24 protein-coding genes are annotated in these 25,620 nt (G+C 67.0%); 12 read left to right on the top strand and 12 right to left on the bottom strand.

The genetic code is table 11. The annotated features are described in order from the left end of the window. The first annotated feature begins 121 nt into the window (after positions 1-121). Both ACN0V4_RS06115 and ACN0V4_RS06110 read left to right on the top strand, forming a co-directional pair. Entirely contained in the window at positions 122-823 is a 702-nt protein-coding gene (locus ACN0V4_RS06115) for a polysaccharide deacetylase family protein (RefSeq protein WP_417674071.1), read from the top strand. Further along, positions 820-1,695, top strand: a complete 876-nt coding sequence (locus ACN0V4_RS06110) for a glycosyltransferase family 2 protein (RefSeq protein ID WP_417674069.1) — start codon at positions 820-822, stop codon at positions 1,693-1,695. Before ACN0V4_RS06115 ends, ACN0V4_RS06110 begins: the two co-directional genes overlap by 4 nt. Positions 1,696-1,723: 28 nt before the next feature. On the opposite strand, the gene ACN0V4_RS06105 is transcribed toward ACN0V4_RS06110, so the two are convergent. From ACN0V4_RS06105 to ACN0V4_RS06075, 7 genes are all read right to left on the bottom strand, one after another. Beyond that, positions 1,724-3,037 carry a M16 family metallopeptidase gene (locus tag ACN0V4_RS06105; RefSeq protein WP_417674067.1) on the bottom strand — a complete coding sequence of 438 codons (1,314 nt, stop codon included), beginning with the start codon at positions 3,035-3,037 and terminating at the stop codon, positions 1,724-1,726. After that, entirely contained in the window at positions 3,034-4,440 is a 1,407-nt protein-coding gene (locus ACN0V4_RS06100) for a M16 family metallopeptidase (RefSeq protein ID WP_417674065.1), read from the bottom strand. Before ACN0V4_RS06100 ends, ACN0V4_RS06105 begins: the two co-directional genes overlap by 4 nt. 132 nt (positions 4,441-4,572) lie before the next feature. Continuing rightward, positions 4,573-5,010 carry a DUF3035 domain-containing protein gene (locus ACN0V4_RS06095; protein WP_417674063.1) on the bottom strand — a complete coding sequence of 146 codons (438 nt, stop codon included), beginning with the start codon at positions 5,008-5,010 and terminating at the stop codon, positions 4,573-4,575. A 126-nt stretch (positions 5,011-5,136) separates the two neighbouring features. Beyond that, positions 5,137-5,628 (bottom strand): signal peptidase II, encoded by a 492-nt coding sequence (gene lspA / locus ACN0V4_RS06090; protein ID WP_417674061.1) that lies wholly within the window; start codon positions 5,626-5,628, stop codon positions 5,137-5,139. A 6-nt stretch (positions 5,629-5,634) separates the two neighbouring features. Continuing rightward, entirely contained in the window at positions 5,635-7,224 is a 1,590-nt protein-coding gene (purH, locus tag ACN0V4_RS06085) for a bifunctional phosphoribosylaminoimidazolecarboxamide formyltransferase/IMP cyclohydrolase (RefSeq protein ID WP_417674059.1), read from the bottom strand. Between the two features lie 131 nt (positions 7,225-7,355). Further along, positions 7,356-9,101 carry a heparinase II/III family protein gene (locus ACN0V4_RS06080; protein ID WP_417674057.1) on the bottom strand — a complete coding sequence of 582 codons (1,746 nt, stop codon included), beginning with the start codon at positions 9,099-9,101 and terminating at the stop codon, positions 7,356-7,358. 83 nt (positions 9,102-9,184) lie between these two features. After that, positions 9,185-10,450, bottom strand: a complete 1,266-nt coding sequence (locus ACN0V4_RS06075) for an RsmB/NOP family class I SAM-dependent RNA methyltransferase (RefSeq protein ID WP_417674055.1) — start codon at positions 10,448-10,450, stop codon at positions 9,185-9,187. 87 nt (positions 10,451-10,537) lie between these two features. On the opposite strand from ACN0V4_RS06075, the gene ACN0V4_RS06070 reads away from it, so the two are divergent. Next, positions 10,538-10,765, top strand: a complete 228-nt coding sequence (locus ACN0V4_RS06070; RefSeq protein ID WP_417674053.1) for a DUF1674 domain-containing protein — start codon at positions 10,538-10,540, stop codon at positions 10,763-10,765. Positions 10,766-10,823: 58 nt separating this feature from the next. Here ACN0V4_RS06070 and ACN0V4_RS06065 read toward each other — a convergent pair whose 3' ends face one another. Further along, complete coding sequence (locus ACN0V4_RS06065) at positions 10,824-11,696, bottom strand: MBL fold metallo-hydrolase (protein ID WP_417674051.1); 873 nt, start codon at positions 11,694-11,696, stop codon at positions 10,824-10,826. A gap of 69 nt (positions 11,697-11,765) precedes the next feature. Continuing rightward, entirely contained in the window at positions 11,766-12,413 is a 648-nt protein-coding gene (locus ACN0V4_RS06060; RefSeq protein WP_417674049.1) for a peroxiredoxin, read from the bottom strand. 112 nt (positions 12,414-12,525) lie between these two features. On the opposite strand from ACN0V4_RS06060, the gene ACN0V4_RS06055 reads away from it, so the two are divergent. Beyond that, positions 12,526-13,425 (top strand): LysR substrate-binding domain-containing protein, encoded by a 900-nt coding sequence (locus ACN0V4_RS06055; RefSeq protein ID WP_417674047.1) that lies wholly within the window; start codon positions 12,526-12,528, stop codon positions 13,423-13,425. A 7-nt stretch (positions 13,426-13,432) separates the two neighbouring features. Here the strand turns inward: ACN0V4_RS06055 and ACN0V4_RS06050 are convergent, their stop codons facing one another. Together ACN0V4_RS06050 and ACN0V4_RS06045 are read right to left on the bottom strand one after the other, a co-directional pair. After that, positions 13,433-14,725, bottom strand: coding sequence for an NAD(P)/FAD-dependent oxidoreductase (locus ACN0V4_RS06050; protein ID WP_417674045.1), 1,293 nt, complete (start codon positions 14,723-14,725; stop codon positions 13,433-13,435). A gap of 143 nt (positions 14,726-14,868) precedes the next feature. Then, entirely contained in the window at positions 14,869-15,918 is a 1,050-nt protein-coding gene (locus ACN0V4_RS06045) for an AraC family transcriptional regulator ligand-binding domain-containing protein (RefSeq protein ID WP_417674042.1), read from the bottom strand. A gap of 118 nt (positions 15,919-16,036) precedes the next feature. Here ACN0V4_RS06045 and ACN0V4_RS06040 point away from each other — a divergent pair, with 118 nt between their 5' ends. From ACN0V4_RS06040 to ACN0V4_RS06030, 3 genes are all read left to right on the top strand, one after another. After that, entirely contained in the window at positions 16,037-17,782 is a 1,746-nt protein-coding gene (locus ACN0V4_RS06040) for an acyl-CoA dehydrogenase (RefSeq protein WP_417674040.1), read from the top strand. 26 nt (positions 17,783-17,808) lie between these two features. Beyond that, entirely contained in the window at positions 17,809-18,615 is an 807-nt protein-coding gene (dmdD, locus tag ACN0V4_RS06035) for a methylthioacryloyl-CoA hydratase (protein ID WP_417674038.1), read from the top strand. A gap of 205 nt (positions 18,616-18,820) precedes the next feature. Then, on the top strand, positions 18,821-19,147 hold the full coding sequence (locus ACN0V4_RS06030) for a hypothetical protein (RefSeq protein WP_417674036.1): 327 nt from the start codon (positions 18,821-18,823) through the stop codon (positions 19,145-19,147). 67 nt (positions 19,148-19,214) lie between these two features. Here ACN0V4_RS06030 and ACN0V4_RS06025 read toward each other — a convergent pair whose 3' ends face one another. Beyond that, positions 19,215-19,850, bottom strand: a complete 636-nt coding sequence (locus tag ACN0V4_RS06025) for a TetR/AcrR family transcriptional regulator (RefSeq protein ID WP_417674034.1) — start codon at positions 19,848-19,850, stop codon at positions 19,215-19,217. A 214-nt stretch (positions 19,851-20,064) separates the two neighbouring features. On the opposite strand from ACN0V4_RS06025, the gene ACN0V4_RS06020 reads away from it, so the two are divergent. The 5 genes from ACN0V4_RS06020 to ACN0V4_RS06000 are packed head-to-tail and all read left to right on the top strand — an operon-like array spanning position 20,065 to position 25,617. Beyond that, positions 20,065-21,102, top strand: a complete 1,038-nt coding sequence (locus tag ACN0V4_RS06020) for a glycoside hydrolase family 88 protein (RefSeq protein ID WP_417674032.1) — start codon at positions 20,065-20,067, stop codon at positions 21,100-21,102. Positions 21,103-21,106: 4 nt separating this feature from the next. Continuing rightward, positions 21,107-21,958, top strand: coding sequence for a branched-chain amino acid ABC transporter permease (locus tag ACN0V4_RS06015; protein ID WP_417674030.1), 852 nt, complete (start codon positions 21,107-21,109; stop codon positions 21,956-21,958). Then, the gene (locus tag ACN0V4_RS06010) at positions 21,955-22,899 is read left to right on the top strand and encodes a branched-chain amino acid ABC transporter permease (RefSeq protein WP_417674028.1); all 945 of its coding nucleotides are present in this window, start codon (positions 21,955-21,957) and stop codon (positions 22,897-22,899) included. Before ACN0V4_RS06015 ends, ACN0V4_RS06010 begins: the two co-directional genes overlap by 4 nt. After that, positions 22,896-24,431 carry an ATP-binding cassette domain-containing protein gene (locus tag ACN0V4_RS06005; RefSeq protein WP_417674026.1) on the top strand — a complete coding sequence of 512 codons (1,536 nt, stop codon included), beginning with the start codon at positions 22,896-22,898 and terminating at the stop codon, positions 24,429-24,431. Before ACN0V4_RS06010 ends, ACN0V4_RS06005 begins: the two co-directional genes overlap by 4 nt. A gap of 1 nt (position 24,432) precedes the next feature. Continuing rightward, positions 24,433-25,617: a CaiB/BaiF CoA transferase family protein gene (locus ACN0V4_RS06000; protein ID WP_417674024.1), complete on the top strand. Its 1,185-nt coding sequence runs from the start codon at positions 24,433-24,435 to the stop codon at positions 25,615-25,617. Positions 25,618-25,620 lie beyond the last annotated feature (3 nt).

Below are 25,620 nucleotides of genomic sequence, written 5' to 3'. Positions count from 1 at the left end.
GCTTTGCCTTCAGCGGCCTCAAACTCTGGTGAGAGCATGGGGCGCGGCCGGTTTTTTCTTGTGACGTCGCGTAATCTTCGGCTACTCCCGAAGCCATGACCTATATATTCCAGATGGTTTCGTGTTTCGCACCCCGGCTGAAAAACATTCGGTTTTGATCTTTCATGGCCTCGGCCCCCCTCAGCGCAAGCTCGAGCCGGGTGAGGCCCCTTTCTGGCTGGGTCGCGATCCGTTCTGCGCCCTGCTCGACCGGATCGCCCGGATGGGGGCCGATGCCCCGCAGATCACCTTCGACGACGGCAATGCCTCGGATATCGAAATCGCCCTGCCCGAACTCGCCGCCCGCGGGCTGAGCGCCGCCTTCTTCCTCCTGGTGGGGCGGCTTGATCACCCCGGATCGCTCAGCCAGGCCGACGTCAAGGCGCTGGCCGAGGCCGGGCAGACCATCGGGCTGCATGGGCATGCCCATCGCGATTGGCGACGGCTGGACCCAGAGGGTCGCCAGCAGGAGTTCCGCGAGGCCCGCAGGCGGCTGGCCGATCTGTCCGGCCAGCCCATCACCCTCGCCGCCGCCCCCTTCGGGCTTTACGACCGGCAGGTCACCAAGACCCTGATCGCCGAGGGATTCGAGGCGCTCTATACCAGCGACTGGGGGCGCGCTTCGGGTCGGCGCTTCCTGCGGCCGCGCAATTGCATCGACGCGACGATGGACGACAGGGCGCTCAGCGCCGCACTCGACGGTCATGTGCGGCTGACTCGGCAGCCGCGGCGGCTGCTGGGGCTGGCCCGCAAGCGGTTGCTACCGGGAGGGCCGGCCGCATGATCAGCGTCATCATCCCCGCCTATAACGAAGAAGGTTTCATCGGGGAGACGCTGCGGCTGATACTGCGATCTGACACCTCCACACCAGTTTCCCCATCCCATGATCCATCCGATGATCTGCCGGTCGAGGTGATCGTCGTCGCCAATGGCTGCCGTGACGCCACCGTGGCCGAGGTGCAGGAGCTGAGCGCGGACTTCGCCCGACGCGGCTGGATGCTCGAGATCCTGGCGCTGCCCGAAGGCAGCAAGACCCGCGCGCTGAATGCCGGCAGCGCCCGCGCCCGCTATCCAACCCAAATCTTCATTGATGCGGATATCCATGTCTCCCCCGGGCTGCTCGCCGCGCTTGCCCGGGTGCTGGACCGGCCGGAGCCCTGCTATGCCAGTGGCCGACCGCGCATCCGCCGGGCGAAAAGCTGGGTGTCACGGCAATATGCGCGTTTCTGGCAAAGACTGCCATTCATGGCCAGCGGCGTTCCGGGCTGCGGCGTCTATGCGGTCAACGGCCCGGGCCGGGCGCGCTGGGATCAGATCCCCGAGGTGACGGCCGACGATATCTTCGTGCGCAGCCATTTTACCCCCGAAGAGCGCATTGCCGTCCCCGATACCTATTCCTGGCCCATCGCCGAAGGGCTGACGCGGCTGGTGCGGGTGCGCCGGCGGCAGGATCAGGGGCTGCGCGCGCTGGCCGAACAGCTTCCCGAGCTGCGCGCCAACGGTGAACGGACCGCGCCGGACGGGCTGCACAAGCTGCGGCTGCTGATCTGCGATCCGCTGGGCTTCGCCGTCTATGCCGGGGTGGCGCTGCTGGTCCAGACCCCGCTTTTCGCCAACCGCCATCGGTGGGAAAGGGGACGCGGCGACGACGGTTGAGCCGTCGCCGCCAAGCTCGGTTGGCGCCTCAGTTGGTGCTGCTTTCCAGCCCCTCGGGCTCGCCCACCACGACGAAGTGCAACTGATCGGGCTTCAGCAGGCTGGCCGCCACCCGGTTCACATCCGCCAGCGTCACCGCGTTGATCTTGTCGTTGCGGGTGGCGATATAGTCGATCGGCAGCGCATCCATCTGCATCCCCACCAGGATCGAGGAGATCTGCTCATTGCCATCGAAGCGCAGCGGATAGGCGCCGGTCAGATAGGTCTTGGCATCCTCCAGCTCCTTCTCGGTGACCCCATGGGCCTGGGTGTCGGCCCAGACGTCGCGGATCACCTGCACCGCCTCGGCGATCTTGTCATTCGACGAGGCGACGTTGCCCATATAGACCGCCGCCAGGTCACGCGGCACCAGATAGGAATAGACCCCATAGGTCAGCCCGCGCTTGACCCGCACTTCCTTCATCAGCCGGCTTTCGAAGCTGCCACCGCCCAGGATGGTGTTCAGGATATAGGCGGCGAAGAAATCCGGATCGTCGCGCTTGATCCCCGGCTGGCCGAAGATCGCCACGGACTGCGGCGTCTCGAAGGGGATCACGGTGGTGCCGCCGGTGATCGTCACCTTGGCCTTCTCGGGCATCGGCGCCCCGGTCGCGGGCAATTCGCCCAGCAACGTATCGAGCATCTGCCCCAATGCCTCGGGGGTGACGTCACCGACCACGGAAACATACATCCGGTCACGCGCGAAGACGGCGGCATGGGCGGCGATCAGATCGTCGCGGGTCAGATCGCCGACGCTGTCCTCGGTGCCCGACCCGTCGCTGCCATAGGGCTGATCGCCATAGGCCAGCTTGCGGAACCCCTCTCCGGCGATGGCATTGGGGTTCTTGGCATCCGACCGCAGGCCGGACAGCACCTGAGCCCGCACCCGTTCGATCGCGGCCGGATCAAAGCGCGGTGCCAGCAGGGTCTGGCGCAGCAGCTCCATCGCCTGATCGCGGTTCTCGGTCAGGACCTGCGCCGAGATCGACACGGTATCGGGATCTGCCCCGAAATCGAAGCTGGCCGCCAAGCCTTCCAGCTTGCGGGCATAGGCCTGGGCGTCGAGATCGCCGGCGCCTTCTTCAAGCAGGCCGGTCATCAGGTTGACCGCGCCGCGCTTGCCCGGCGCATCCAGCGAGGTGCCGCCACGGAACCGCAGATCAAGCGCGGCGAAGGGGATCGAATGATCCTCGACCAGCCAGGCCTTGATGCCGCCCGGGCTGGTGATCTCCTGCACCTTGACGCCGGCCATCGCCGGCAGGGCAAAGACGATCAGCAGCAGAAACGAAAGCAGCGCCCTCATTGGGTCACCTCCTGTTGGATCGGCAATTGCGCCACCGGCTGCACCTGGGCGCCCTCGGGCGCCTCGCCGCGCATCAACCAGCCGGTGACCGAGGGTTCGGGCCGCAGCACCTGGGCCGCGGCCGCCATGATGTCATCGGCGGTGATGGATTGCAGCACCTCGGGCCAGGCCTGCACGTCCTCGACCGTCAGGCTGGTGGTCAGCGCCTGACCATAGCGGTTGGCGATGCCGCCGACATTGTCGCGTTCATAGATCTGCGCCGCGCGCAGCTGCAGCTTGATCCGGTCGAGCTGCTCGGGATCGACCCCATCCTGCATGAATTGCGCCAGGGCCTCGTCCAGCGCCGCCTCGGCATCGGCCAGGCTGACTCCATCGACCGGCACCACCGCAACGTTGAAGGTGGTCTCGTCCAGCGACACCCCGTCATAAAACGCGCCGCTATAGACCGCGACGCGGCTGTCGAACTGCAGCTTCTGCGCCAGGTAGGAGGTCTGGCCACCGCCGAGGATCTGCGCCAGCAGGTACAGCGCCGCGGCGGTCTTCTGATCGTCGTGATTGCGTTCGGGCGCCAGGTAGGAGCGGCTGACATAGGGCTGCGCCACCCGCGCGTCCTTATAGGTCAGCCGGCGCGCGGCGATCTGCGGCGGCTCTTGCGCGCGAATGCGCGGCGGCAGGTTCTTGTTCGCCGGGATCACGCCGTAATACTGGTTCGCCAGCGTCTTCACCTGGTCGGGGGAGACATCGCCCGCCACCACCAGCACCGCGTTATTCGGCGCGTAATAGGTGTGATAGAAGGACAGCGCATCGGCGCGATCCAGCTCTTCCATCTCGTGCTTCCAGCCGATCACCGGCACGCCATAGCGATGATTGAGGTATTGCACCGCATTCATCTGCTCGGTGAACAGCGCGCGCGGATTATTGTCGGTGCGCATGTTGCGCTCTTCCAGGATCACATCGCGTTCGGTGGCGATATCGTCCTCGGTCAGACGAAGATGGGTCATCCGGTCGGCTTCCATCTTCATCATCAGTCCCAGCCGGTCGGCGGCGACGCGCTGGAAATAGGCGGTGTAATCATAGCTGGTAAAGGCGTTGTCCTGGCCGCCATTGGCCGCCACCGTCGCCGACAGCTCGCCCGACTTCATGTTGTCGGTATCCTTGAACATCAGATGTTCCAGAAAATGCGCCACGCCCGAGGATCCCACCGGCTCGTCCGCCGATCCGATCTTGTACCAGACCATATGTTCGACCACCGGCGCGCGGTGATCCTCGATCACCACCACCTGCATACCGTTGTCCAGAGTGAACGAGGTCACGGGATCGGAGGCCGTCTCCTCCTGCGCGGCGAAGGCTGGCAAGACCATGCTGCCGGCGAGGGCCCCCGCAAGGGCGATTTGTCTGATCATCCGCAACTCCCAATTTCTGCGCATATTCGCATAGGGGCCAACCTACGCGCGCAGGAAGTGGGTTCAACCCGGATATCGGAAAAGTGAGACCACTCTCCGCCGCGCCCCGGACCGGGCGCGAACCGATTGCGCTTACTTTTGCTGGGCTTCGGGCGGCGAGCTGGGCGTTCCGACCCCGGCGCGACGATATTCTTCATCGACCTTGAAGGGGTTGATCGCCTGCCGGCGATAGGCCTGACCATAGCGATCGACCGGGAACAGCTTCAAACTGGTCATCCGCGACTGGCGCTTGCGGAACTTGGCGTCTTCGGCGGCAAGCGTCGTGCGCACCTCGGGGTCGACCCCGTTGCGGCTGGCGGCAGTAATCAGGGCCCCGTCGGCGGCGGGGATGCCGCCGCTGTCACGACCACCGAGCGCCGCCATCGCGTCAGCGGTGGGATTGAGGTCGGTCAGATTGCTGCCTCCCGGCGTCGGCGCCGGCAATTTGGTATAGTCCGATGGCGGGGTCAGCGGCTTGGCCGGGAGAATCAGAAACTCGTCCGGGCCATTGCCGGTGGCACGGATGTCCATCAGCCCCTTTTTCGAACACCCGGCGAGAGCGACCGCCGCAACCATAATGATGATCCCCAGAGGGCGCCGCATGGCCGTCTGTCTCCCGACTGTTTCAGGGGTTTTTAGCGCATTTGCCACTGGAGGTCACGGGGCCTTTTTCCGTTGTCGGCTGCTCTGCCCCTCAAACAGGATCAGCCCCGCCGCTCCCATGAAGATAAACACGTCGCCAACGTTGAAAACAAAGGGATTATCGAAACCGCAGCAGGACATGTTCAGAAAGTCCAGAACATAGCCGTAAAGCAGCCGGTCGACGACATTGCCCAGCGCACCGCCAACCAGCAACCCGGCCGAGAGCTGCATCCGCCGCGTCGGCTGACTGCGCATGACCCAGGTCAGCACGGTCACGCAGACAGCGACGGAAAAGCCGATCAACACCCAGCGCGCCAGCAGGGAGTTGTTGTCGAGCAGGCCGAAGTTGATGCCGCGATTCTCGCCATAGCGGAAGTTCAGCAGCGGCGGCAGCACATCAATGCTGTGCAGCCGCGCCAAGCCCATCCAGTGAACGACCAGATATTTGCTGGCCTGATCCAGCAGGAAAGCCCAGAAACCGGCCCAGAACAGACGAGAAACCCCCATATGCGATCAGTGCCGGAAGTGGCGCATGCCGGTGAAGACCATGGCGAGCCCGGCCTCGTCGGCGGCAGCGATCACCTCGTTGTCGCGCATCGACCCGCCCGGCTGGATGACACAGGTGGCACCGGCTGCGGCGGCCTCAAGCAGCCCGTCGGGGAAGGGGAAGAAGGCGTCGGAGGCGACGGCCGACCCGATGGTCAGCGGTTCCGCCAGGCCCAGCGCCTCGGCCATGCGTTCGGCCTTCTTGGCGGCGATCAACGCCGAATCCACCCGGCTCATCTGACCGGCGCCAACGCCGACGGTGGCCTGATCCTTGACATAGACGATGGCATTCGACTTGACGTGCTTGGCCACCTTCCAGGCGAACAGCAGGTCGCGCATCTGCTCTGCGGTCGGGGCCTTCTTGGTGACGACCTTCAGATCGTCCATGCCGATGAAGCCATTGTCCTTGTCCTGCACCAGGAAGCCGCCGGCGACCTGACGGAAGGTCAGCCCCGCCGCCATCACGTCCGGCAGCCCTTCGGTGGTCAGCAGGCGCAGGTTCTTCTTCTTGGCAAAGATTTCCTTGGCCTCTTCCGAGGCACCCGGCGCGATCACCACCTCGGTGAAGATGCCGGTGATCTCCTCGGCGGTCTCGGCGTCGAGCGGCTTGTTCAGCGCCACGATCCCGCCGAAGGCCGAGGTCCGGTCGCAGTCGAACGCGGCCTTGTAAGCTTCAAGCAGGGTCGCGCCCTTGGCCACACCGCAGGGGTTGGCGTGCTTGATGATGGCGCAGGCCGCCGACTCTTCCGGCGAGAACTCCGCCACCAGCTCGAACGCCGCGTCGGTGTCGTTGATGTTGTTGTAGGACAGCTCCTTGCCCTGATGCTGGACCGCGGTCGCGACCCCGGGGCGGTTCGACCCGTCGACATAGAAGGCCGCGTTCTGGTGCGGGTTCTCGCCATAGCGGAGCGTCTGCGCCAGCGTCCCGGCAAAGGCGCGGCGACGCGGCGCCTCTTCCTTCAGCGCCTTGGCCATCCAGGCCGAAACGGCGGCGTCATAGGCGGCGGTGCGCGAATAGGCGGTCAGCGCCAGGTTCTGGCGGAAGGCATAGGTGGTGTGGCCGTCGTTGGCCTCAAGCTCGGCCAGCAGCGCGTCGTAATCCTGCACGTCCACCACCACGTTGACAAACAGGTGGTTCTTCGACGCCGCGCGGATCATCGCCGGGCCGCCGATGTCGATGTTCTCGATGCAGGTGGCGTAATCGGCGCCCTTGGCGACGGTTTCCTCGAAGGGATAGAGGTTGACGACCAGCAGGTCGATCGGCGCGATCAGATGGGTTTCCATCGCCGCCACATGGCCGGCATCGTCGCGCAGCGCCAGCAGGCCGCCATGCACCATCGGGTGCAGCGTCTTGACCCGACCGTCCATCATCTCGGGGAACCCGGTGATCTCGGAGACGTCCCGCACCTCGAGCCCGGCGTCGCGCAGCGTGCGTGCGGTGCCCCCGGTGCTGATCAGTTCGACCCCGCGCGCGGCAAGTGCGCGGCCCAAGTCGATCAGGCCGGTTTTGTCGGACACGGAAAGCAGAGCGCGGCGGACGGGGTACAGGTCAGTCATGAGTCAGTCCTTGATCTCGGTGAATTCCTGAGCGCGGCATAATCCATATGCCGGCGGGATAGAACCACCCGTTTTGTGGCAATTGCAGGATATTACGAGGTTTCGGACCACGATCTGCCCCCAAACCGACGTCAGGTGTCGAAATAGTCGATCTCGTCGCGGTGCAGGTCGCGCACCGCGACGGCGGTCTCATGCGCCTTGCTCAGGGACCAGCGCACCCGGGTATGATAGCCAAGCGCGCGACCCGACAAGACGATCTGCTGGCTTGCCCGCGGCTTCAGGCGGCTCTTCTCCAGATAGACGCTGGGCTCCAGGGTGAGCGCGCAGATGCCATCATGACGAAAGACCCAGATTTCCCCGCTTTTCAAGGCCATAGAGACCGCGGAACCGCCCAGATCGACGGTGGCATCGACTTCGGGATGCAGATGCAGGCGGATGTCGAAACCGATGCCGGAGAGGACAGAGGCATCCATCGCCTTGTCGAACCGGCGCTTGTCGGCCGCCTCCACCGCCAGCAGCATATCCTCCGCCGCCAGCCCGCGACCGTCGAAGGTCATCTCGAGGCTGCGGGCATGGGTCAGGCCGAAGTCGGCGACATAACCGTCGTGACCACCCTGAAACTTGATACCATCGTCCATCTGCGTGATTTCGATCGGCACCCGGCGCGGCCCATCGACCAATGCCTCGCGCCCCGATCCCCGCTCGGGCTCGCTGAGTCGCGCGCTGGAATAGCCGTCGAGGCAGAGTGTCGAATGCGACGGCGTCGCCCGCCCGGCCCGGCGCCATTCGATGCCGAAGGAAGCACCCGAGCCGCAATTGACGATCAGCGGCCGCCGCCCCGAGGTCAGCTCGAAGGCGAGCGTCGAGGCATGGGCGTTATAGGAGGCCGTCCCGGTCGGCGGCGCGCTGGCATCGACGATCAGCGTGGTGCGCCCCCCGGCCAGGCGGGCATAGCCCATCGCCAGCCCGTCGGACTGGCGCGGCTTGACCTGGCTGGCGGCCAGCGCATGGTCGATACGCCCCTCCATCCCGCGACCACCGCCATGGAACCTGGCCAGCCCGCCATCGGCATGGCGCAGGGTGCGCAGGCTCGGGGCGATCCGCTCGATCGCCGCCTGATGGGCCGGCGGCACGCCACGGCCGGCGTCATGCAGCACCGCCGCAGCCCAGGTCAGCAGGGTGAAGACCTCGAGCAGCTCTTCCGGATTGCGGGTCGGCAGACCGCCCTGCGCGTCGATCTGCGCCTCGCATTCCTTGGCCAGGGCGCGCACCGCCGGATCGGCCAGCTCCTCCCGCCCCTGCAACGACAGGCCTGCATAGATCAACCCTGTCAGCGCCTCGAACCGGGGCAGGCCGGGAACGGCGCCTTGCCAGCGCTTCGACAGGAACCAGGCCTGCGCCGACAACGCGCGATAAAAGGCATCGCTGGCGGCCTTGTCCTGACCGCGCAGCAGAAAGAAGGCGTGGTTGATCCAGCGGATCACCCGCCGGCCGGTCAGATCAGGGCTCCAGCCCGGGCCGCGACCGTCGCCATGCGCCGCGATCCAGCCCCAGAGCCAGGCCTGCGCCTTGGCCCGCGCCGCCATGTCGCCCACCGCCGCCAGATCGTCCAGCCAGGCGAAGCCATGGCGTTCGGCGTCAAAGGCGGCATTCGGCGCCAGCACGTCCCACAGCGCGGTGTCCTGCGACTCGATCAGATACCCGGCGAAGAGCAGGTTCCCCGCGATGAGCTGCCGGCCCCGGGCGAAGGAGCCGATGGTGCGCGGCTCGGGTTGGGAGACGAATGCCGTCACCCCACGTTGGCGCCGGCTCAGCCAGGCATAGACCCGGTTGAGACCCCTGGTGCCGCGGCCGGCGAATCTGTCTGGACTGGACATGCGCGCTCTGCCTCTCACGCTCTCTGGCGTTTGCGCGGAGCATAGCGGGACCGGCCCCTCAAGTCACTTCTGAAACCCGGGGGTCAGAGGGATTTGCGCAGACAGGCGATGTAAAACCCATCCATCCCGCCCAGATCGGCCCAGTAATCAGGCCTCAGCCGCAGCCCGCCCTCTTCGCTCACCCATTCCGGATCGACGCCGGGCAGGGCCAAGGCGTCACGGTCGATGCTGGCGCCCGGCAGGATTTCGAGCGCCTCCTCGACCTGAACCTCGCCCTCGTCAGGCAGCAGCGAGCAGGTGCAATAGACCAGCCGCCCGCCGGGTTTCAACAGACCCCAGGCGTGTGCCAGCATTTGGCTTTGCAGCTCGATCAACCCGCCGAATTCAGACCCGTCCTTGGCAAAGGGCAGATCAGGGTGGCGCCGGATGGTGCCGGTCGCCGAACAGGGCGCGTCGAGCAGGATGGCGTCATATTGGCCCGTGTGGGCCAGCGCGTCCGAGACCACGACCTCGGCCACCAACCCGGTCCGCGCCAGGTTCTCGCGCAGCCGGTTCAGCCGCGCGTCCGAGATATCAAGCGCGACGACAGCGGCCCCAGTGGCAGCCATCTGCAGCGTCTTGCCGCCGGGGGCGGCGCACATGTCGAGGATCCTTTCGCCGGGCTCGGCCGCCAGAACCTTGGCCGGCAGGGCGGCGGCGGCATCCTGCACCCACCAGGTGCCCGCCTCATACCCCGGCAGGGCCGAGACCTGCCCGGCATCGTCCAGCCGCAGCGACCCGGTCGGCAGCGCCCGCGCGCCCGGCAGATCGACCACGGCCCCCGGGCGCGGGGTGATGTCGAGCGGTGCACCGGCCAGATGCGCCAGTTCCATCGCCGCCACCGCCGGGCTGCCCCAGGCCGCGACCAGCGGGTTGCGCAGCCATTTCGGCAGCCGCGGCGCCCGCAGCGCCGCCCAGGCCTCGGGCCCCTCGGCGGCGATCTTGCGCAACACCGCGTTGACCAGCCCCTTCATGTGACCGAGATGCCGGTTCTTGCCGACGATCTCGACCATCGCGTTGACGACACCATGGGCGGCAGCGCCGTGGCACAGTTCGACCGTGCCGAGCCTGAGCGCATTGCGCACGGTCAGCGCCGGCATCCGCTTGAGATGTTTCGACAGCAGCCGGTCGGCGCGTTCCAGCCCGCGCAGCGTGTCCAGCGCCAGCCGCTGGGCACGGGCGCGATCGGCCGGCTCCAGCCGGTCCAGCGCCCCGGCGCCCAGGCATTCGGACATCAGCCGCCCCTCGCCCAGCACCTGATCAAGCAGATAGATCGCGCTGCGTCGCGCTGCCGTGCCACTGTCGTCCATGATGATCCGTCCCGCTGTCTGCGTCTCCCCGCCTTGTCCGGGGCCGACAGGGGCGTATATCATGACGCAAGCACAAAGGAACCCGCCATGAGTGACAAGGCCCTTCCCGGGACCGCCCCGGAGATCCCTGACGATATCCCCGCCGATCTTCCGCCCGCCGCCCGCCGGGCGCTGGCCGAGGCCGCCGAACGCCGCCGCCAGGCCGCTGCCGAGGCCGCGGCCAATCCGATGCCCAAGGAACTGGGCGGCCGTGATGGCCCGGAACCCGTGCGCTATGGCGATTGGGAGAAGAAGGGCATCGCGATCGATTTCTGACCCCGCGCAGAAGGAAGCCGGGACAGATGCCCCGGCCCCCAGCCCCTGAACCGCGCCCTCAGCGCGGTTCGAAATAATCGAGCGGGATCTTGAGATAGGACCGCCCGTTATCCTCCGCCTCCGGCTTGCGCCCGCCGCGAATGTTGATCTGCAGCGCCGCCAGCATCAGCCTGGGCAGGGGCAGCGTCGCATCGCGGGCGTCGCGGATGGCGCAGAACTCAGCCTCGCTCACCCCGCCCTTCAGGTGGATGTTGCCGGCCTTGTGGTCTGCCACCCTGGCCTCGCAGGCGGCCGCCCGCCCGGGGGCATAGTCGTGGCCGACAAAGACCCGGGTGTCGTCGGGCAGCGCCAGGATCTTCTGGATCGAGGCATAGAGCACCCTGGACGATCCGCCGGGGAAATCCGCCCGGCTGGTGCCGCTGTCAGGCATCATCAGCGTGTCATGCACAAAGGCCGCATCGCCCGCGACATAGGTGATCGAGGCCAGGGTATGGCCGGGACAGAAGATCACCCGAACCGGGATCTCGCCCACCATGAACTCCTCACCGTCATAGAACAGCTTGTCCCATTGCCGCCCGTCGGTGGGGAAATCTTGCGGCAGGTTATAGATCTCCTTCCACAGTGCCTGCACCTCGGTCACATGCTCGCCAATGGCAGTGGGTGCGCCGAGCTGGTCCTTGAGCCAGGGCGCGGCCGAGAAGTGATCGGCATGCGGGTGGGTGTCGAGGAGCCAGACCACCTCGATCCCCGTGGCGCGGACATAGTCCAGGATTTCCTGCGCGCTGGTCATGCGGATGGCGCCGGCGTTGGGATCATAGTTCATCACCGGGTCCACGATGGCGCCCTGCATCGTCGCGGGATCGTGGAACACATATTGCCAACTGCCGGTCGGTTCGTCCCAAAAGGGTTTCACAACAGGGGCTTTGGTCATCGGGTATCCTCCGGTCTTTATGGTCGGCCCCGGCGCCAATACGCCGGGGCTCTTGCTCTCAAAGATGGGTCACAGCGACCGGGTCGAGAAGTACCAGTCGACGGTATTATACCCCTCGCCGGCGCGCGCCTTGGCGGCCTCCGGCGTGGCGGGCGGCGGCACGATCACCTGATCGCCAGGCTTCCAGTTCTCGGGCATGGCGCATTTGTTCTGGTCCGCTGTCTGCAGCGCGACCAGCAGGCGATAGATTTCATCGACCGACCGGCCCGCGTTCATCGGATAATAGACCATCGCGCGCAGCACGCCCTCGGGGTCGATGATGAAGGTCGCCCGCACCGCCGCCGTGTCCGAGGCGCCCGGCTGGATCATGCCATAGGATTGCGCCACCTTCATGCTCAGGTCGGCAATGATCGGAAAGCCGATCTCGACCCCGAAGTTCTGCTTGATGTTCAGCATCCAGGCGATGTGGCTGTGCACGCTGTCGATCGACAGGCCCAGAAGCGCCGTGTTCATTGCCGCGAACTCGTCCTGCCGCTTGGCGAAACCGATGAATTCGGTGGTACAGACCGGGGTGAAATCCGCCGGGTGCGAGAACAGCACCAGCCATTTGCCCTTGTAGTCCGCCAGCGTCTTGCGGCCGTCGGTGGTGGGGGCGTCAAAGGCCGGGGCCGGTTCGTTCAACCGGGGCATTTGCGGGGCTTGCGCGGTATCGGTCATCTTGGTGTCTCCATCTCTGTCATTGCGATGAGCCAGAGATAGGGGTCGGGCATAAATCTGTGAAATTGATTATAAATCTTTCAGTGATAGAGATTTTCTATATATTGATCGCATGATCACCCTGCGCCAACTTCGCTTTCTCGTCGCCCTCGCGGATGAGCTGAACTTTTCCCGCGCGGCGGAGATCTGTTTCGTCACCCAGCCGACGCTCAGCGCCGGGCTGAAGGAGCTGGAGCAAATCCTCGGCGTGCAACTGGCCGAGCGCAGCAAACGCTCGGTCCTGCTGACCCCCATAGGGTTGGAGATCGCCGAACGTGCCCGCGCCCTGTTGCTGTCGGCGCGTGAGATCGAGGATCTGGCCGCCGCCCACAAGGCGCCGGAGGAAGGCGACCTGAAGCTGGGCGCGATCCCCACCATCGGCCCCTTCCTGATCCCCAGGGCGCTGCCGCAAATCCGCAGGGCCTTTCCCAGGCTGCGGCTGTTCCTGCGCGAGGAAAAGACCGAATCGCTGCTCGAGGGGTTGGCGAGCGGGCGGCTCGACGTGGTGCTGATCGCCCAGCCCTTCGACATCGGCACGGCGGAGCATGTCGATCTGTTCGACGACGGCTATCACCTGGCGGCGCCGCCGGGCTGGGGCCGGGCCAAAGGGAACCCGGTCGACGGCGGCGCGCTGGAAGGGGCGCGGCTGTTGCTGCTCGAACAGGGCCATTGCCTGCAACGCCACGCGCTGCGCGCCTTTCCCGATCACCACATCCAGCAGGACGAAAGCTTTTCCGCGACCAGCCTGCCGACGCTGATCTCGATGGTCAGCGAAGGGCTGGGGATCACGCTCTTGCCCGATCTGGCGATCGACGCCGGTGTGCTGGCGGGGCAGCAGGTGGATATCGCGCCGCTGATCGGGGCCTGCCCGCGTCATGTGATCCTGGCCTGGCGCCCGACCTCGGCCCGCAAGCCGGTGTTCCGGGCGCTGGCCGAGATACTGCGCCAGACCCGGGCGGATCTGGCGGGTTAGAGCCTGCCTATGCGATCTTCAGCCGGTCCTGCAGCGCCGCCCAGAGCATCACCATCCTGACCCCATGGCGGTGGAACCGGTGGAACGGGATCAGCTTGAGATCGCGAACCGGATAATCCAGCGCCTCGGGCCGTTCCCCGCCCAGACGGGTGGCCATCACCCGGCCCAGCGCCGTCGCCGCCGCCACGCCGCGCCCGTTCAGCCCGATCAGCGCATGCAGCCCCGGCGCCAGCTCGGCCAGATGCGGCAGGTGATCGACGGTCACCGCGATATTGCCGCCCCAGCGATAACGCCACACCTGCCCCTTGAGCTGCGGATAAAGCTCCAACGCGTGATGCTTGAGCCGGTCGAAGGCGCGCTCCAGCGCCGCATCGGCATAGGCGCCGGCGCCGCCCACGACGAACCGCCCATCGGCATCGCGGCGGAAATAGAGCAGATGTTTCTGGGTGTCCGACACCACCTGGCCACCCGGCAGGATGTCGGCGGTGAAATCGGCCGGCAGCGGATCGGTCGCCACTTGGATCGACCGGATCGGCACCACGTTGCGCATCACCCGCGCATCAAGCGGGCCGGAATAGCCATTGGTGCAGATCACCACCTGACCGGCGCGCACCCGCCCCTTGGGCGTGGCGACGATCCAGCCGTCAACGCCCTGCGCCAGCGCTTCGGCCCTTGTACCGGCGAAGATCCGCACCCCGGCCTTGGCCGCCGCCGCCGCCAGCCCCTGCGAATAGGCCAAGGGCTGCACCCCACCGCCGCGCGGGTCCAGCAGCGCCCCGGCGTATTGGCCGCCGCCCAGCACCTCCCGCGTTTCGGCCGCCGAAAGATCGCGGATATCGACGCCCAGCGCCCGCCATTGCGCCGCCCGGTCGCGCGCCCCCTCAAGCCCATGCGCCACAGCGGCATGGACCCAGCCCGCCTGCCGGGCGCCGCAATCGATGCCATGGCGGCGGATCAGGTCGAAGACCAGATCGGGCGCCGCCCCGGTCACCGCCACCATGCGCTTGCCGATCTCGCCGAAATGGGTGACCACCTCGCGCGGGTTTTCCTTCAGCCCCGGCAACACCTGCCCACCGTTGCGACCAGAGGCGCCCCAGCCCGGGGTCTCCGCCTCGATCAGCACCACGGATTGCCCGGCCTCGGCCGCGTGGAGTGCGGTCGACAGCCCCGAGATGCCGCCGCCGATGACGCAGATATCCGCGCTCAGCTCTTCGCCCAACACCGGCCAGACGGCGGGCTCCGGCGCCGTCGCGGTCCAGAGCGACTGCGCCAGGGCGCCGATTTCATTGCTGATGGTCATGTCTCACCCAAGGTCCTGATCGCCGCCCCCTCGCGGCACTGTCCCCTTCTTCCTACACCACCATGGGGCGCCGCCAAGCGTACACCCCGGATTTCCGCCCCGTCAAAAGCACGGCGAGGATCGAGGCGCTGAAGATCGAGGCGTCAGCGCCGCTCGCGGCGATAGGCGCCCGGGGTCATCCCGGTCCAGCGCCGGAAGGCGCGATGGAAATTCGCCACCGTGGCAAAGCCCACATCCTGCGAGATCGCCTCGAGGCTCTTGCCACCCTGGGTCAGATCGCGGATCGCGATGTCCCGGCGCAACCCGTCCTTGATGTCCTGAAACGAGGTGCCCTCGGCCTCCAGCCGCCGCATCAGGGTGCGCGGCGTCAGATGCAGGGCCCGCGCCGCGTCGGTCAGGTGAAACCCCATCCGGTCGGAAAGCTGTACCATCTGCCGCACCCTGAGCGACAGCGCATGTTCGCGCGAACTGGTGAAGATCCAGTCGCGCGGGGCGCGGTGCAGGAAGTCCCGCATCTCAGCCTCGCTGCGCGCCACCGGCAGGGCACCGAGCGACCGGTCGAAGGCGATGAAGGAACAGGGCTGCGCGAAATCCACCCGGGCGGGGAAGAGGATCGGGTAATCCTCGGCGAAGGGCGGGCGGGGAAAGACGAAACCCACCGCGCGCACCGGCAGCTCCCGCCCCGCCAGCCAGGAGGCGATGCCATGGGTCAGCTTCAAAAGCAGCATATGCCCGAACCGCTGCGGCAGCGCCGCGCCGCGCGGCAGCAGGCTGACGCGCATCGCCTCTCCCTCGGCCTCGAAGCTCAGCCGATAGTCGTCCAGCAGCAGGTTCCAGAAGGTGGTGAAACGATAGAGCGCACCGCCCAGCGACGCGGCCCCGCGCACCGAAACGCAAAGATGTTTCAGGGCCCCCGACCGGGTCGGCCGGCTCCAGAGCCCCATCATCTCATCCCCGGTGCCGATGGCGACAAGCTGATAGAGCCGCACGATCTGATCATGGGTCACCCGCGCCCGTGGCTGCCCTTCCGCCACCGCAAGCCCGGTCTGATCGAGGAAACCGGCAAGCTGCGCTGGCGGGCAATAGGCGCGCAGCGCCGTCAGCCAATCCTCGACAAAGGCGAAGGAGACCGTGGGCAGAACGGGCGGCGGCACCGGGGACGCCACCGAAAGGGTCTGTTGCGGCGAGATCATGCCCCGATCTTCCGCCAATTTGTCACTTTTTGCAAATTCTCCGTCCATGGCAGAGATAGCCGCCCGGTATTACGCCTTTTACATGTCACTCGAAGCGCAGAGGGAAGGAGCCCGCCCCATGACATTCGAAGCCCCGGTTCAGGATCTTCTGTTCAATATCGCGCATCTGTCGCATTGGGATCAGGTCACCGCCCTGCCCGATTACTCCGGCATCGACCTGTCGGATGCCGGCGCCGTGCTGGAGGAGTTCGGCAAGTTCTGCGCCGAGGTGATCGCGCCGCTGAACCAGCCCGGCGATCAGGCGGCCTCGCATTTCCGCGATGGCAAGGTGGTGCTGCCCGAAGGCTTCGCCGAGGCCTATGGCCAATTCGTCGAAATGGGCTGGCAGAGCCTGCCGCATCCCGAGGCCTGGGGCGGCCAGGGCCTGCCCCGCGTGGTCGGCGCGGCGGCGACCGAGATCCTGAACGCCGCGAACATGAGCTTTGCGCTCTGCCCGCTGCTGACCGATGGCGCGATCGAGGCGCTTCTGACCGCCGGGTCGGAGGCGCAGAAGCAGACCTATCTGCCGCATCTGACCTCGGGCCGCTGGACCGGCACGATGAACCTGACCGAACCGCAGGCGGGCAGCGATCTGGCGCTGTTGCGCACCCGGGCGGACCGCGCGGGCGACGGCAGCTATCGCATCACCGGCACCAAGATCTTCATCACCTATGGCGAACACGACATGGCAGAGAACACCGTCCATCTGGTGTTGGCCCGCCTGCCCGACGCGCCGGCCGGAGTGAAGGGGATCAGCCTCTTCGTGGTGCCGAAATTCATGGTCGAGGCCGACGGCAGCCTGGGCGCCCGCAACGCGGTGCGCTGCGTCAGCGTCGAACACAAGCTGGGGATCAAGGCCAGCCCGACCGCCGTTCTGGAATACGAGGGCGCCACCGGTTTTCTGGTGGGCGAAGAGAATTGCGGCCTCGATTACATGTTCGTGATGATGAACGCTGCCCGCTATGCCGTGGGGCTGCAAGGCGTCGCCATCGCCGAACGCGCCACCCAGCGCGCCATCGCCTATGCCAAGGAACGGGTGCAAAGCCGCCCGGTCGACGGATCGGCGCGCGAGGCGGTGACGATCATCCACCACCCCGATGTGCGCCGGCTGCTGATGCGGATGAAGGCACTGACCGAGGGCTGCCGCGCCCTGGCCGCCTGCGCCGCCGGCTGGCATGATCTGACCCATCACGGGCAGGTCGAGGGCGCTGCCGAGATCGCCGAATTCCTGGTGCCGCTGGTCAAGGGCTATTCGACCGAAACGGGGGTCGAGGTCGCCTCTCTCGGGGTGCAGGTGCATGGCGGCATGGGCTTTATCGAGGAAACCGGCGCCGCCCAGCATTACCGCGATGCCCGCATCCTGCCGATCTATGAGGGCACCACAGCGATTCAGGCCAATGACCTCCTGGGCCGCAAGACCCTGCGCGACCGGGGCGCCACCGCCCGCCGGCTCGCCGCGATGATCGCCGCGACGGAAACCGAGCTTGCCGCCGGCAGCGCCGCCGCCCAGGCGGTTGCCACCCGGCTGAGCAAGGCGCGCGGCGATTTCGAGGCGGCGGTCGATTACCTTTGCACCGAAGGTGACCCGAACGCCGCCTTCGCCGGCAGCGTGCCCTATCTGATGCTGGCAGGGAATCTGGTGGCCGGCTGGCAACTGGCCCGCGCCCTGCTGGCGGCAGAGGCGGCGATGGACAGCGACCCCGCCTTCATGACCGCCAAGATCGCCACCGCGCGCTTCTATGCCGATCACATCCTGCCCGAAACCGACGCCCAGCGCCTGCGCATCACCGAGGGGGCGCAAAGCCTGCTCGCCGCCGCGTTCTGAGCGCCCAAAGACTGAGAGGAGACCCCATGTCCGTCACCATCGACCCCAAGGATTACACCCGCCTCGCGCTCGACCCGCAGGAGGACGGCGTCTGGATCGTCACCCTGAACCGGCCCGAAAAGCGCAACGCGCTCGATCTGGCGACGGTGGAGGAACTGGTCACCTTCTTTTCCACCGCACCCCGCGCGGGGGTCAAGGCGGTGGTTCTGGCCGGCGCCGGGGATCACTTCTGCGCCGGGCTCGACCTGATCGAACATCATGACGCCGACCGCAGCCCGGCCGATTTCATGCATGTCTGCCTGCGCTGGCACGAGGCCTTCAACAAGATGGAATACGGCGGCGTGCCGGTGATCGCGGCGCTGCAGGGCGCCGTTGTCGGCGGCGGGCTGGAACTGGCCAGCTCGGCCCATGTGCGGGTGATGGATCAGACCACCTATTTCGCCCTGCCCGAAGGCCAGCGGGGCCTGTTCACCGGTGGCGGCGCCACCATCCGGGTGGCCGATCTGATCGGCAAGGCGCGGATGATTGACATGATCCTGATGGGCCGCGTCTATCAGGGGCAGGAGGCGGTCGATCTGGGGCTGGCGCAATACATCGTCGAAGGCTCCAGCTTCGACAAGGCGCTGGAACTGGCGCGGCGCGCGGCGGAAAACCTGCCGCTGACCAACTTCGCCATCTGTTCGGCGATCAGCCATGTGCAGAATATGTCGGCACTGGACGCGGCCTATGCGGAATCGGTGGTGGCGGGCATCGTCAACACCCAGCCCGACGCCCGCGCCCGGCTGGCCGCCTTCGCCGACAAGAGCGCCGCGCGGGTCCGTCCCAACGAGTGATCCGCCGATGACCTCGGCAATTGCCGGGGAAATGCCATCAGAGACCGGGGCCCCGAAAGGCCCCGGTCTTATCATTTCTGGGCTTAACTTCTCCGCCACTGTTCAATCTGGCGACGGGCTGCAAGGGTCGCGCCCGAGGAAAAGCAAAGACCTCGGCCACCGGCGCCCAGATCGCCCATGGCAATCAAACGGAGAAGTCACGTCCATGAAATTAAACGCAATTGCAGGCATCGTCCTGAGCCTGTCCTCCCTCGCCGCGACGCCACTTCTGGCCGCCGACCGTCATGTGACCATCGTCAACAAGACCGGCTATACCATGGTGGAATTCTACGGGTCGAACAACGGCACCTCCGCCTGGGAAGAGAATATCCTGGGCGGCGACGTGCTGACGCATGGCCAGTCGGTCGACGTCAACTTCGACGATGCCTCCGGCCACTGCATCTTCGACTTTCTCGCCATCTTCGAGGACGGCGATCAGGTGAAGCAGGAAAACGTCGATGTCTGCAAGGTGGGCACCTTCACCTTCGAATAGGCCCCCGGGACCGCCGGCCGGGGCGGTCATGCCCCCGCCGCGCCCTCCCCGCGGCCCTGGCGCCTGATCATTTCTGATCGCGCAACAGCGCGCTCAGAATCAGGTAGCGCACCCCCTTGACCAGCGATCGCCCGATGTCCGGATCGAAACCGCTGCGCTGCCATTCGACGACGTTTCCGACATAACAGCCGACGATGACCCGGGCGAAATCCGACGTCGCCATGGTCTCGGCGAATTCACCCTGCGCCCGCCCCTCCTCGATCAGGGTTTCAAGCTGGCCCTGCAGGCGTTCGAAAATCGCCCGGACCTTTTCGCCGATCACCCCTTCGGCATTCGCGAAATTGAGCGAACTGAACACCAGCAGGCTGAACTGCGCCGGGTTGCGCATGGCATAGCTCGCCTGACCGTTCAGAAAGGCCACCAGCCGCCCCGCGCTGTTGTCGGCGGGCAGGCTGGTCGCCTTTTCGGTGCTCTCGAAAATACTGACCTCGATCTCTTCCAGAATCGCTTCGAGAATGGCGTCCTTCGACGAGAAATAGTGATAGACCGCCCCCTTGGTGAAACCGCTGGCGCGGGCGATCCCCTCGACGTGACAGTTGCTATAGCCCTGCTCGACGAAAAGCTGCGTCGCGGTTTCCTTGATCAGCGCCAGACTTTTCTCACGCGAAATCTCTTTCTTGTTCCGAGGCTTGGCATTCGGCATTCGATCGGGGCCCTCCCTTGTTCTGGCCGGTTCTGTCGGGCGCATGACCCCAGTCATACACAGCCTGCGCGGTTTCGTCAGCCGGGCTGACCCGCAAGGCGGACGCGACTTTGCCGCTTGACAGGTTCGACGCGCCCCAAATACATACCTTCACGTAGGTATGCAAACGCATAGCATCCCGGGAGGACGGGATTCGACCCTGCAGGAGGAGCGAATGAACACAGATCTGATCGAGGAGCTGGTGCGCCGTGTGACGGCGTTCACCCTGAACCATCACGACGAACGCGACCCGTGGGAGAAATCCGTGGCGCTGTCGGGCATCCTGGCCTGGAACGACCCCGCCGCGGTCGCGGCGGCGCAGGGGTGGATCGACCGCGCCGTCGCCACCCAGAACAGCGACGGCAACCTGAACTATGCCGATACCTATGACGCGCCGCCGGGGCACATCAAAAGCTTCACCCCCACCGCACCGCTGACCTCGAGCCTCGCCCTGCCGCTGCTGCGCTATTATGAACGCAGCGGCGATCCGCGCTATCTCGAGGCCGCCGATCTGCAGATGCAGGCGCTGCTGAACACGCCGCGCACCAGCGCGGGCGGCTTCTGGTCGCGTGGCGAAGGGCCCGAGCTGTGGATCGACATGGTCTATCTGATGACCCCCTTCCTGGTGCTCTATGGCCAGATCAAGGACGATCCCGCCTATCTCGACGAGGCGGTGAAACAGCATCGCGTCGCGGTCGAGCGTCTGGTCGATCCCTTCACCGGCCTTTCCCGCCATGCCTGGTGCGAGGTGCCCAACCACTATCCCCAGTCGACCTTCTGGGCGCGCGGCAATGGCTGGTTGATCGCCGTCACCGTCGACCTGCTGGAGATGATGGGCCCGCACGAGGGCCGCGATTTCATCGCCGAGACCGGGTTGCGCACCATCCGCAAGATGGCCGAGCTGCAGGACCGCTCGGGCTATTTCCGCCATGTGCTGGACGGGCCCGGCAGCCGGAAAGAGGCCTCTGCCACGCTGATCTATGCCTATGCGGTGGCCAAGGCGGTGCGGCTGGGGCTGCTGGAGGACAGCTATCTGCCCAGCGCCTGGCGCGCCTTCGAGGTGGTGGCCGGATCGGTGACCGAGGACGGCATGGTGCCCGGTGTCGCGGTGCCCCCCGGCGGGCCCGGCGTGCCCTTTGCCTGGGCCCCCTTTGGCCAGGGGTTCTTCCTGCTGGCCGCGTACGAGCTGACCGGCCGCGCGGCGGGGAACTAGGCGCATGGACATTCTGGAATTCGTCCTGCGCGGGCTGCTGCTGGGGGTGACCTATGGGGTCATCGCCATCCCGATCAGCCTGGTCTTCGTCACCACCGGCACGGTGGATCTGGCGATCGGTGCCTATGTGGTTCTGGCCGCCGCCATCGGCTTCACCCTGGGCGGGCCGCTGGGCTGGGCATTGGCGATCCTCGCCGCCATGGCCGCCGCTTCGGTGGTGGGCTTCGCCTCGCTGCTGCTGATGCGGCGCTATGCGGGCGACCGGCTGATCGTCATCCTCGCCAGCTTCGGCTTTGCCATCCTGCTGGAAAGCCTGGTGCTGACCGTCTTCGGCAAGTCGCCCTTCGTCAAGATGACCTCGGCCGCGCCGGTCGAGCTGGGCGGCATCCTGCTGTCGCGGCAATCGCTGCTGTCGGCGGCGATCGGCGTGGCGCTGGCCGGCGCGGTCTATCTGGTGCTTTACCGCACAGCCCTGGGCCGGGTGATGCGAGCCGGCGCCGACAACGCCCGCGGCGCTGCCATCGCCGGGATCGCGGTCAAACGGGTGCAATATCTGACCTTCATCCTCGGCGGCGCCCTGGCCGGGGTGGCCGGGCTGATGCTGCTGCATGGCGCCGGGCTGATGTTCTCCTCGGCCGTGCCGCTGACCATCACCTCGCTCGGCGCGGCGATCCTGTTCGGGCTGGAGAAACCGCTGCACGCCTTCTGGGGCGGGCTGATCATCGGCGTCATCGAATCGCTGAGCGCCGGCTTCGCCTCCTCCAGCCTGGCGACGCTGCTGCCGCTCTTGTTCATCTTCGCGGTACTGGCGACGAAATCGCTGCGTGGCACCGATGTGGCGGGAGGCCGGGCATGACCATCTGGCGCAGCCTCACCCCCGCCCTGACGGTCGCCCTGCTGGCGGCGCTCGCCGGCATCTTCGTCACCGGCAATCTCTTCTGGCTCGACACCTCGGTGCTGATGGCGATCTATGCGCTGATGGCACTGTCGGTCGGCGTCTCCTTCGGGCTCTGCGGCATCCTCTCGGTGGCGCAGGCGGCCTTTGCCGCGCTCGGCGCCTATGGCACCGCCATCCTCACCACCCGCTATGGCGCACCGCCGCTTGCCGGGCTGGTGGTCGCCGTCGCCCTGCCGGCGGCCTTCGCCTATCCCTTCGCCCGGCTGGTCACCAATATGTCCCACCTCGGCCTGGCGATGGCGACGCTGCTGTTCAGCTCGATGTTCGACATCCTGGTCCGCGAGGGCGGCGATCTGACCGGCGGCTATATCGGCCTGTCCGGCCTGCCGCCCCTGCCCGGTCCGATGGATGCGGGCTGGCTGCACGGGCTGGCCTGGGGCATCGTCGCGCTGGTCGCGCTGATCCTGGCGCAGCTCTACCGCTCGCCCTACGGGGCCGGGCTGAAATCGGTGCGCAACGACGCATTGCGCGCCGCCGCCGACGGCATCGACGTCGCCCATGCGCGCAGCACCGCGCTCAGCCTCTCGGCCGGCATCGCCGGGATCGCCGGCTGGCTCTATGCCCATTACATCTCCTACCTCGGGCCCGAGTCGCTGGGCTCCTCGGTCTCCATCTCGGTGCTGCTGATGGCCATGGTCGGCGGTGTCAGCACCGTGCTCGGCCCGATCCTCGGCGCCGTGGTGCTGACCCTTCTGTCCACCCTGCTGCCGGGCGCGGAATCCGCCGGCATGTTCTATGGCGGCGCGCTGCTGCTGGTGCTGCTGATCGCCCCCAAGGGGTTGATGAGCCTGCGTGACCTGCTGCCCGCCCGCAGCGCAACCAAGGGGGCCCGGCAATGAAGCTAGAAGCCACTGACATCTCGGTCCGCTTCGGCGGCATCAAGGCGCTTGACGGCGTATCGGTCAGCGTGGCGCCGGGGCAGATCGCCGCCGTCGTCGGATCGAACGGATCGGGAAAATCGACCCTGTTCAACGCGATCACCGGCTTCGCCCCGATCGAGACCGGCAGCGTGCGGTTGAACGGGCGCGACATCTCGGCCCTGCCGGCGCACCGGCGGGTGCAACTGGGCCTCTGCCGCACCTTCCAGACCCCGCGCATCGACCCCGAGGCCAGCGTGATCGAGGCGATGAAGTCCGGCGGTGTGGTGTCGCTCTCCTCGCATCTCTGGGATGCCTGTCTCGGCACGCCGCTGGGCCGCCGCGAGGCGCGCGAGATCGACCAGCGCGCCCATGCGGTACTCGAGGAGCTGAACCTGGGCGACCTGGCGCATCATACCATGGGCGAGTTGCCGATGGGTACCGTCCGGCTGATCGACGTCGGCCGCGCGGTGATGGGCGGGCCCAGCTTCATCCTGCTGGACGAGCCGGCGGCCGGCCTGTCCCATGCCGAGCAGGACGCGCTCAAGGCGCAGATCAGGCGGTTGGCCTCGGAAGGCGTGGGCGTGCTGCTGGTCGAACACAACTTCCGCTTCGTCTCGGACCTCTCCGACCAGATGACGGTGCTGGAAAATGGCCGGGTGCTGGATCACGGCACCCCGGCCGAGGTCAGCCGCAGGCCGGATTTCATCCGCATCTATCTGGGCTCGACCGGTGCCGACACCCCCAGGGCGGCGCGCCGGCCGGTGGCCGTCCCGGAAGAGGCGCCGCTGATGCGCTGCAAGGGGCTGACCGCACAATACGGCCGCATCCAGGTCTGCTTCGGCATCGACCTCGACGTGCCACGCTCGGGCGTGGTGGCCCTGCTGGGCGCCAATGGCGCCGGCAAGAGCAGCCTTCTGGGCGCCATCGGCGGATTGGTGAAATCCTCCGGCTCCATCCGCATGGAGGGGGAGGAGATCCACGGCCTTCCGGCCCATCGCCGGGCGGAAAGGGGCGTCTGCTTCGTGCCCGAGATCCGCGGCAATATCTTCCCGACGCTCAGCGTTCTGGAAAACCTCGAAATCGCGCAACGGCGATTGGCGGGTGATCAACTGGCCGAACTGCAGGGCGAGCTGCGCGAGATGTTCCCGCGGCTGCATGAACGGCTCGCCAGCGAGGCGCGGATGCTGAGCGGCGGCGAACAGCAGATGCTGGCGCTGGCCATGGCGCTGAGCCAGCGGCCCCGGGTGCTGTTGCTGGACGAGCCGACACAGGGCCTGGCGCCGGCGGTCTACGACACGCTCGAGGACACCATTCGCCGCATCGTCGAGCACGGCATCGGCGTGGTGCTGGCCGAACAGAACGCCGCCTTTGCCGCCCGGCTTGCCGATCACGTGGTGGTCCTGGCCGAGGGCGAGGTGTCGCTGAGGGCGGCGCCCGCAATCCTCTCGGATCGGGACCGGCTGATGCGGGCCTATCTGGGCCCCGACGACGAACAGGAAAAGGTTGCCTGACATGACGACATCCTCCCCCCGCCCGCTGACCGGCATCCGCGTCATCGACCTGTCGCGACTGGCGCCCGGCCCCTATGCCACCATGCTGCTGGCCGACATGGGGGCCGAGGTGATCACCGTCGGCGCCGGTGGCGATGCCGGCGTCGCCCCGGTCTTCGCCCGCGGCAAGACGCTGATCCGGCTCGATCTGAAACAGGACAGCGGCCGCCGCGCCCTGCACCGGCTGATCGAAACCGCCGATGTGGTGATGGAGGGCTTCCGCCCCGGCGTCGCCGACCGGCTGGGCGCCGGCTATGCCGAACTCTCGGCGATCAACCCGGCGCTGGTCTACTGCTCGCTCACCGGCTACGGCCAGGACGGCCCACGGGCGCAGGAGGCCGGGCATGACATCAACTATCTCGCCGCCGCCGGCGTGCTGGGGGCGCTGGGTCCGGCCGATGCGCCGCCCACGGTGCCGCTGAACCTGATCGCCGATTTCGCCGGTGGCAGCCTCTTCGCGGTGGCCGGCATCCTCGCCGCGCTGGTGGCGCGCCAGGCGACCGGACGCGGCCGCCATGTCGATGCGGCGATGATGGACGGCTGCCTGTCGATGATGGGAATGCACGCCGACATGTGGGGCAGCGACTTCATGCCGGCGCGCGGCAAGGGTCTGCTGGACGGCGGCGCCCCCTTCTACCGCTGCTATGCCTGCGCCGATGGCGGCCATATGGCGGTGGGCGCGCTGGAGCCTGCCTTCTTCGCCAACCTGTGGCGCGTGCTCGGCTTCGACGACCCGGTGCCCTATCACATGGACCCCGATCTCTGGCCCGCGCTCGAGGCACGGCTGACCGCCGCCTTCGCCAGCCGCAGCCGCGACGACTGGGCCGCGCGTTTCGACGGGGCCGAGGCCTGCGTGACGCCGGTGCTCTCCCCCGAGGAGATCGCCAGCGATCCGCAAGCGCGCCACCGGCTGGGCCAGGCGCCGACCACCGTGCCGCTGGCCCCGAAGTTCGATGGCGACAGCGCGCCCTTTCCCGCCATCGACATGGCCGACCGCACGGCAGAGGTGCTGACCAAGGCCGGCCTGCCTGCCGCCGAGGTCGCCACCCTGGTCGAGGCCAATGCCCAGGCCAGGACCCGCAGTCTGGAATGGCCGCCCCGGCGCGCGCCGAAAGCCAGCCAAACACCCAAGGCCAAGACGGTCTGATCG

This window comes from Pseudodonghicola sp. (assembly GCF_048268305.1).
Taxonomy (GTDB): Bacteria; Pseudomonadota; Alphaproteobacteria; order Rhodobacterales; family Rhodobacteraceae; genus Pseudodonghicola.
The sequence above is the reverse complement of the archived record's forward strand: the minus strand, read 5'-3'. Positions and strand labels throughout refer to the sequence as shown.

What these genes read in the sequence shown, in the direction of transcription:
- ACN0V4_RS06080 (WP_417674057.1), bottom strand. Translation starts at nt 9,101, where the DNA reads ATGTCCAGTCCAGACAGATTCGCCGGCCGCGGCACCAGGGGTCTCAAC.
- dmdD (WP_417674038.1), top strand. Translation starts at nt 17,809, where the DNA reads ATGTCCGTCACCATCGACCCCAAGGATTACACCCGCCTCGCGCTCGAC.
- lspA (WP_417674061.1), bottom strand. Translation starts at nt 5,628, where the DNA reads ATGGGGGTTTCTCGTCTGTTCTGGGCCGGTTTCTGGGCTTTCCTGCTG.
- ACN0V4_RS06025 (WP_417674034.1), bottom strand. Translation starts at nt 19,850, where the DNA reads ATGCCGAATGCCAAGCCTCGGAACAAGAAAGAGATTTCGCGTGAGAAA.
- ACN0V4_RS06000 (WP_417674024.1), top strand. Translation starts at nt 24,433, where the DNA reads ATGACGACATCCTCCCCCCGCCCGCTGACCGGCATCCGCGTCATCGAC.
- ACN0V4_RS06005 (WP_417674026.1), top strand. Translation starts at nt 22,896, where the DNA reads ATGAAGCTAGAAGCCACTGACATCTCGGTCCGCTTCGGCGGCATCAAG.
- ACN0V4_RS06040 (WP_417674040.1), top strand. Translation starts at nt 16,037, where the DNA reads ATGACATTCGAAGCCCCGGTTCAGGATCTTCTGTTCAATATCGCGCAT.
- ACN0V4_RS06030 (WP_417674036.1), top strand. Translation starts at nt 18,821, where the DNA reads ATGAAATTAAACGCAATTGCAGGCATCGTCCTGAGCCTGTCCTCCCTC.
- purH (WP_417674059.1), bottom strand. Translation starts at nt 7,224, where the DNA reads ATGACTGACCTGTACCCCGTCCGCCGCGCTCTGCTTTCCGTGTCCGAC.
- ACN0V4_RS06055 (WP_417674047.1), top strand. Translation starts at nt 12,526, where the DNA reads ATGATCACCCTGCGCCAACTTCGCTTTCTCGTCGCCCTCGCGGATGAG.
- ACN0V4_RS06045 (WP_417674042.1), bottom strand. Translation starts at nt 15,918, where the DNA reads ATGATCTCGCCGCAACAGACCCTTTCGGTGGCGTCCCCGGTGCCGCCG.
- ACN0V4_RS06105 (WP_417674067.1), bottom strand. Translation starts at nt 3,037, where the DNA reads ATGAGGGCGCTGCTTTCGTTTCTGCTGCTGATCGTCTTTGCCCTGCCG.
- ACN0V4_RS06050 (WP_417674045.1), bottom strand. Translation starts at nt 14,725, where the DNA reads ATGACCATCAGCAATGAAATCGGCGCCCTGGCGCAGTCGCTCTGGACC.
- ACN0V4_RS06110 (WP_417674069.1), top strand. Translation starts at nt 820, where the DNA reads ATGATCAGCGTCATCATCCCCGCCTATAACGAAGAAGGTTTCATCGGG.
- ACN0V4_RS06020 (WP_417674032.1), top strand. Translation starts at nt 20,065, where the DNA reads ATGAACACAGATCTGATCGAGGAGCTGGTGCGCCGTGTGACGGCGTTC.
- ACN0V4_RS06010 (WP_417674028.1), top strand. Translation starts at nt 21,955, where the DNA reads ATGACCATCTGGCGCAGCCTCACCCCCGCCCTGACGGTCGCCCTGCTG.
- ACN0V4_RS06100 (WP_417674065.1), bottom strand. Translation starts at nt 4,440, where the DNA reads ATGATCAGACAAATCGCCCTTGCGGGGGCCCTCGCCGGCAGCATGGTC.
- ACN0V4_RS06015 (WP_417674030.1), top strand. Translation starts at nt 21,107, where the DNA reads ATGGACATTCTGGAATTCGTCCTGCGCGGGCTGCTGCTGGGGGTGACC.
- ACN0V4_RS06060 (WP_417674049.1), bottom strand. Translation starts at nt 12,413, where the DNA reads ATGACCGATACCGCGCAAGCCCCGCAAATGCCCCGGTTGAACGAACCG.
- ACN0V4_RS06070 (WP_417674053.1), top strand. Translation starts at nt 10,538, where the DNA reads ATGAGTGACAAGGCCCTTCCCGGGACCGCCCCGGAGATCCCTGACGAT.
- ACN0V4_RS06075 (WP_417674055.1), bottom strand. Translation starts at nt 10,450, where the DNA reads ATGGACGACAGTGGCACGGCAGCGCGACGCAGCGCGATCTATCTGCTT.
- ACN0V4_RS06065 (WP_417674051.1), bottom strand. Translation starts at nt 11,696, where the DNA reads ATGACCAAAGCCCCTGTTGTGAAACCCTTTTGGGACGAACCGACCGGC.
- ACN0V4_RS06095 (WP_417674063.1), bottom strand. Translation starts at nt 5,010, where the DNA reads ATGGACATCCGTGCCACCGGCAATGGCCCGGACGAGTTTCTGATTCTC.